This is a genomic window from Rhodococcus sp. EPR-134 (assembly GCF_001647205.1).
In the GTDB taxonomy this organism is placed as follows: Bacteria; Actinomycetota; Actinomycetes; order Mycobacteriales; family Mycobacteriaceae; genus Rhodococcus_F; species Rhodococcus_F qingshengii.
Genome location: NZ_LVCT01000118.1, coordinates 1 through 5,456, shown reverse-complemented (window position 1 = coordinate 5,456; position 5,456 = coordinate 1). Strand labels below are relative to the sequence as shown.

The 5,456-nt window shown below is 61.3% G+C and carries 8 protein-coding genes and 1 pseudogene; 8 read left to right on the top strand and 1 reads right to left on the bottom strand.

The window, feature by feature from the left end; all coding sequences use genetic code 11:
* From A2J01_RS05390 to A2J01_RS05380, 5 genes are all read left to right on the top strand, one after another.
* Positions 1–487: hypothetical protein (locus tag A2J01_RS05390; protein ID WP_064112256.1), on the top strand; the 487-nt coding region annotated here is incomplete at its 5' end.
* 278 nt (positions 488–765) lie between these two features.
* Positions 766–1,020, top strand: a complete 255-nt coding sequence (locus A2J01_RS35655; protein WP_156519177.1) for a hypothetical protein — start codon at positions 766–768, stop codon at positions 1,018–1,020.
* A gap of 24 nt (positions 1,021–1,044) precedes the next feature.
* Entirely contained in the window at positions 1,045–1,212 is a 168-nt protein-coding gene (locus A2J01_RS35650) for a hypothetical protein (protein WP_176748998.1), read from the top strand.
* 562 nt (positions 1,213–1,774) lie between these two features.
* The gene (locus A2J01_RS35645) at positions 1,775–2,197 is read left to right on the top strand and encodes a hypothetical protein (protein ID WP_141695832.1); all 423 of its coding nucleotides are present in this window, start codon (positions 1,775–1,777) and stop codon (positions 2,195–2,197) included.
* 240 nt (positions 2,198–2,437) lie between these two features.
* On the top strand, positions 2,438–2,665 hold the full coding sequence (locus A2J01_RS05380) for a DUF2283 domain-containing protein (protein WP_047269237.1): 228 nt from the start codon (positions 2,438–2,440) through the stop codon (positions 2,663–2,665).
* Positions 2,666–2,844: 179 nt separating this feature from the next.
* On the opposite strand, the gene A2J01_RS36290 is transcribed toward A2J01_RS05380, so the two are convergent.
* Complete coding sequence (locus A2J01_RS36290) at positions 2,845–3,009, bottom strand: hypothetical protein (protein WP_167349916.1); 165 nt, start codon at positions 3,007–3,009, stop codon at positions 2,845–2,847.
* 205 nt (positions 3,010–3,214) lie between these two features.
* On the opposite strand from A2J01_RS36290, the pseudogene A2J01_RS36775 reads away from it, so the two are divergent.
* The 3 genes and pseudogenes from A2J01_RS36775 to A2J01_RS05370 form a co-directional block, all read left to right on the top strand.
* Positions 3,215–3,505, top strand: a pseudogene (locus tag A2J01_RS36775) (site-specific integrase); the annotation flags it as partial.
* Between the two features lie 204 nt (positions 3,506–3,709).
* Positions 3,710–4,459 carry a tyrosine-type recombinase/integrase gene (locus A2J01_RS36770; RefSeq protein ID WP_231915707.1) on the top strand — a complete coding sequence of 250 codons (750 nt, stop codon included), beginning with the start codon at positions 3,710–3,712 and terminating at the stop codon, positions 4,457–4,459.
* Between the two features lie 63 nt (positions 4,460–4,522).
* A partial coding sequence (locus A2J01_RS05370; RefSeq protein ID WP_156519175.1) for a tyrosine-type recombinase/integrase occupies positions 4,523–5,456 on the top strand: 934 nt, incomplete at its 3' end.

Sequence of the window (5,456 nt, the reverse complement as noted above, 5' to 3'; positions counted from 1 at the left end):
CACGACGATCACTGCCAGTCTCGTCGACGTCGCCTTGCTCACATCGCGGGGTGAGTGGTTTCTCCTGTACCGGATGACAGCGGCCGACGGCGACGACATGTACTACCTCGGCGGGCGGCCGGTCACCGACAACGACGACGTCCCGGCAGTGTGGCACCACTTTCCGGCAAGCCTCACGCGGTTCTACACTCACCTTCACAACGGCTGGTACGACATCGCTGGGAGAACGGTTGGGCCTCTGCCACTGCGCAACATGTTTCGCATCGACGCCTTCGAATGGGGAATCTTGGACGGTCTCTCCCCCGACGAGTACCCCGACCCCTCGCGCTGCGTCGCCACGTTCCACTCCGGAGGCGGCGGATACCTCTGCCTGTACATCGAGGGGGACGCCGTCAGAGGGGTCGTATGGTCGTCAGACGAGCCCCCGTACTTCGTTGACTACTCCACCTACCTCGACATCTGGACCAACGTCGGGCTCGGCGCATGAAACCACACCTCTCCCCGCCAAATCTGGGACGCCCGACGGGTAACCACGGCATAACCTAAACGGTGGCCACCTCACCTCAACGGGCTACGCCGTCCGCCGCGCGCTGGGAAGTTATCAAGAACAAGAGGGCATTCAGCCTATGTGATTTCACTCTCGAACCACACAAAATGATTGCTGAATATTCGCGCAAGGGCGTTGACTGTCGTTTACGAATCCCCGCGGCCCCTCGACTGGCTGCGCGGGGGCGATCGCCGACAGAAGGAGCCCGCACATGCCGTGTGAACCCCAGGTCCGCGTGGCAGCAGCCACGTCCGGCGGCGGAACGACATTCCGCTCGAGTCGTCGTAGCGGAGCCCGGCAGCGCTGCGCCTCCATCGCACTCCCCCGCGTCCTCTGAATCCCTGACGGGCACCGACGACATGGCTACCTCGCATCCCGGTCGGCTACGCCGCTTCGCAGAACGCGTCCTCGAAACAGTCGTGGACTTCGTCGTCGACGTCATCGGCGGTGTCATCGGATCGCTGTTCCGTTGACAATGAACATGATTGGACCGCGCTGTGGCCGTGCCCCAACTTGTCCTGCTTACCGCCGCCGGCACCGGATTAGTGTCTTTGGCGCTGCAGGCCACGTCGCTGGCTTTCACCGGACACAAGACACTCACCAGCGCCGCCACCGGTACCGCAGTGCTCGCGTTCATGCTTCTGACGCTCGGCGTACTGATCTGACCACCACGCGAGAGCGCCCAACAACGTGCCCTGTGACTAACAGCCTCGAAACCGACGACTCCGTGATAGCGAGTCCTCCCCCGGTCCCCCAGCGAACGGAGAAACAGCCGTGCTGATCATCATCGCGGGGACGTTCGCTTTGCTCATCTACCTCGTCCGCACAGGCTCCCGCGACACGTATCGACCCTCGATACCTGATCGGTGGCCCGACCTCCCTCCCGCACCGCCCCTCGAACGATCACCTGTGGGCGATACGCAGCCTCCCACTTCGCCTTCGAACCATGAGCCCCGTACGACGCCAGTGCCGGTGCCGGAGTTCATTGCCGCAAGAATCCGGGAAGGATCCTTCGAAGGAATTCGGTGCCCGAACTGCAATCAACGAGATTTGACGGTCGAGTGGATTCCCTTCGACGAACCCCTTTCCACGGCGGACGGAGACATCAGCTATGAGCTGTGGTGTTCGGCCTGTAGGTGGATAGCTCTGGTGCAGGGCCCAGCGTTTCCAAGCGCCCCACAGGCCGAAGAAAAGGCCCTACAGAACCGCAACAGTGAGGACTCACCCATGGGTACCGGCGGCACGCCCAGCGGAAGAACTTCCCTCTCCTTGGGAAGTGGGGCGTTCCAGGTCTACGACGAATCGGTCTCGGATCGGCTTTCTGACTTGCTATCCCAGTACTTCGATCACCCTCGCATGTACTGCTTCGCCCAGGACTGGCGTGGCATCCAGTTCTTCATCCTCGACAAGCTGACTCAGAACAAACCTGAAACAATGGTTTACATTTACGATCCCGCCCGAGGCATCGCAGAGGAACTGCTACCGTACGGCCTTCTTCTGCTGAGAATCGCAGATGGAACCATCTTGAACGGCTGCGCACTGGACCAATATGCGATCTGGCTGCAACGTGCCGGTTTGTCCAGCTTGGATGTCGGACAATGCATCACGCCGCGCGTCTTCGTGTTCTTGGGCGGGAACGAAGAGGACTAGGACACCGATCCGCGATCCGCCCTGCCCTACGTGTATGCATCTTTGACGATGGCAGCGAAGCTGAGAGACAGTGGCCTCAAAGAGGGGGACATTCTCACCGAGGAATTCTTCAACGGTCCCAACTGATTTGGATGAACCCGAGCGCGATGAGGATATTTGCCGGTACTTCACGTGTTGAAGTCCTCCGCACGGCGACAGCGTCAAGTCGCCTCACGCTCCGCCCAGAACTATCCTCTCGATATGCATCTGACCTTCGCGGCAACATACGACCCTGACGCCGACGCTTCATACATCTATGTGGCCTCCGACCGGGCGAACGGAGACGCTGTGCGCCAGCAGCACGTCCACTGCGACGGCTCTGACGGCCAGATCATCCTCGACTACGACAGAGACGGACGGCTCCTCGGTATCGAACTACTCGGAGCCTCGTCCCTCCTGCACGCGTCCGCTCTCTCCACGGTCGAGTAACCGGAGACCGGCCCCTAGATCTCTGCATCGCAGATGTCGGGCCCGCGTACTAGTCTGTGTCCTGCGACGAGAATCAGGTCGCCACACTGACCAGACCGCAGCGAGAGCCAAGGTCCTGACCTGCAAGATCCTTGCAGATCGGTCACATGTGGCGACCTGATCTTTTGAATGTCTGCCGGTTACTTCGCGTCTGGACGCTCAGGCATCTTCATCATGATCAACTCTGCGCCATCCTTGTACCGGTAGGCCCACTGGCCGTCCGTCGTCATCACCATTCCGGCCTGGCCCTCGTCAGGGGCCGGGCTCCACCCTTGGGTCTCATCCGGTTTTGCAGTCTCGCTCATTTCACTATTGTCTCAACCTCGGGAAATACGCCGAAACCAGTACAAACCCGCGCACAGTGGAAGGCATGAGTGCTGCCACCGGAAAGCCAGTGCCGCCGATGCTCGCCACGCTCGGGCATCCCCCAACCGGGGAGCGTTGGCGTATTAACTGAACTAAAAAATTGCATCATTGCAGGTCAGGGGCTGTGCTGATACTTTCCTCAGTATGTGCAGCGAGATGCGCCGGGCTGATCTTGCAGGGCTGGTCGTTCCCGACGTGGGGCGGCTGATTTCGACAGGTTCCGAAGCAGAGCCCTACCGGTTACTCGATGCGTCGGGTGAGGTAATCGGCGCTGCGACACTATTTTTCGAGGAACTTCACGCGTGTGACCGATCGTCGGCGACGATCCGATCGTACGGGCATGACTTGTTGCGGTGGTGGAGATTTCTCGCAGCGGTCGACGTGGGATGGGAGAGAGCCAGTCCCGCGGAGGGCCGTGATTTTGCGCGTTGGATGAAGATTGCGGATAAACCCAGGCGTGAACATTGGCGGAGGCGGGGCGAAAAAGTCTCCGGCACAACACCTGTAGGGGGCAATGCGGCCAAGAGTGGTCATTGGGTGGTCAACGAGGTCACCGGCAAGCCGCGGCAGGGACAGAAATTCTCCCCGGCCACTCGAGCGCACGCGGAAACGGTGTTGCGGGCGTTCTACGATTTTCAGATGAGCATCGGTGCTGGGCCGGTCGTCAATCCGTTCCCGGTGGATCGCTCGCCCCGCGCTTTTCGGTCGAACGCGCATCACGATCCGCAGGATCCGTTTCGTAACGAGCGGAAGGGGCGATACAGACCCAAGGTTCCGAAACGGATACCCAAGCGCATTCCCGATGATCGTTTCAACGAACTATTCGCGGCGTTGTCGTCTAACCGAGATCGGGCAATGTTGGCCTTCTGGGTTTCGACCGGCGCCCGCGCCGACGAGCTCCTGTCGATGTCCCAGAAGAGTGCGGACCCGGGCCAGCAATTGATCACCGTAATAAGGAAGGGGACCCGGGAGGTCCAACAGTTGCCGGCGTCGCCAGATGCATTCGTGTGGTTGCGGATCTATCAAGAAGAGGCCTGGGGAAAGGATGCCCCTCACGGCTGCGATCATCCCTTGTGGATGACGTTGCGCAGGCCGTGGCGGCAGCTGTCGTATTCGGGAGCGCGCGCGATGTTCTCACGGGCGCAGTCGATGTTGGGATCCAATTGGACCATTCACGACCTGCGCCACACCGCAGCCTTTCGGATGACGAGCGATCCTGACATGCCGTTGTCCGATGTGCAATGGATCCTGGGCCACGCGCACCTGACAACCACTCAGCTGTATCTGACCCAACTCTCGGGAATTGCATCAGACGGGCGAGAATACCCAGGTCGCGAGGGCCACAACAACATACGGAGGGGTTCTACCTTCGAAATGCTGACCGTCTGAGCTGCAAGTTTGGCGAACTAGCCCGTTTAATGCAAGATATGCCCTCTAAGAGGGAGGTCTTGGGTGGGGATGCAGCGAGGTGTCGACCTGGCCGGGGCGGCTCGTCTGGAGCTGGTTTCCGGGGTGGCCCACATACGTCCGCAGGACGCGATGGTCGAGGCGATGCTGCGGGGCTGGCGGGCCCAGCAGGCCGCGCGCGGGCTCCGCGAGGACACGGTCAGCGCACGCGAACGGCTCGTTCGTAGGTTTCGGGAGTTCACCAACGAGTATCCGTGGACATGGATGCCGGGCCATGTGGATGAATGGTCACTGTCGATGACCAGTGAGAAGCACTTGGCGCCGTCCACGATTCGTGGCTACCAAGTTGGTTTGAGGCTGTTCAGCGAGTTCCTGATCGACGGCCGCTACGGCTGGGCGGTGGCGTGCGAGGAGGCATTCGGCACCCATCCGGTCGCGATCTGCCACGAGTGGAACACCATCGCTCACCTCAACGCCTACGAGGGCAATCCCGAGGCGCGGCCGTTCTCCCGCGAGGAGATACAACGGTTCCTCGACTACGCCGACGATCAGGTCGAGCGGGCGGTGCGGACCAAACGCAAGGGAGCACTCGCCGCGTATCGCGACGCCACGCTCTTCAAGGTCCTCTACGGTTGGGGGTTACGCCGCACCGAGGCCGCCAAACTCGACCTGGTGGATTTCGGCCGCAACGCGGCAGCACCGCAGTTCGGGCAGTACGGCATGCTCAACGTCCGCTACGGCAAGGCGAAGAGGGGACAGCCGCCGCGGCGCCGGAACGTACTGTCGGTAATGGACTGGGCTGTGGATGCGGTGGCCGACTACGCGGAGAACGTCCGGCCCAAGTTCGGCTGCGAGGACCATCCCGCGCTGTGGGTGACCGAGCGCGGCGGCCGGATCAAACCCGCGGAGATCAACGCCCGTTTCGTTGCCTATCGGGATGCCCTCGGTCTACCGAAAAGTCTTGTCCCCCATTCGATGC

What these genes read in the sequence shown, in the direction of transcription:
- A2J01_RS35645 (WP_141695832.1), top strand. Translation starts at nt 1,775, where the DNA reads ATGGGTACCGGCGGCACGCCCAGCGGAAGAACTTCCCTCTCCTTGGGA.
- A2J01_RS05380 (WP_047269237.1), top strand. Translation starts at nt 2,438, where the DNA reads ATGCATCTGACCTTCGCGGCAACATACGACCCTGACGCCGACGCTTCA.
- A2J01_RS36290 (WP_167349916.1), bottom strand. Translation starts at nt 3,009, where the DNA reads ATGAGCGAGACTGCAAAACCGGATGAGACCCAAGGGTGGAGCCCGGCC.
- A2J01_RS36770 (WP_231915707.1), top strand. Translation starts at nt 3,710, where the DNA reads ATGAGCATCGGTGCTGGGCCGGTCGTCAATCCGTTCCCGGTGGATCGC.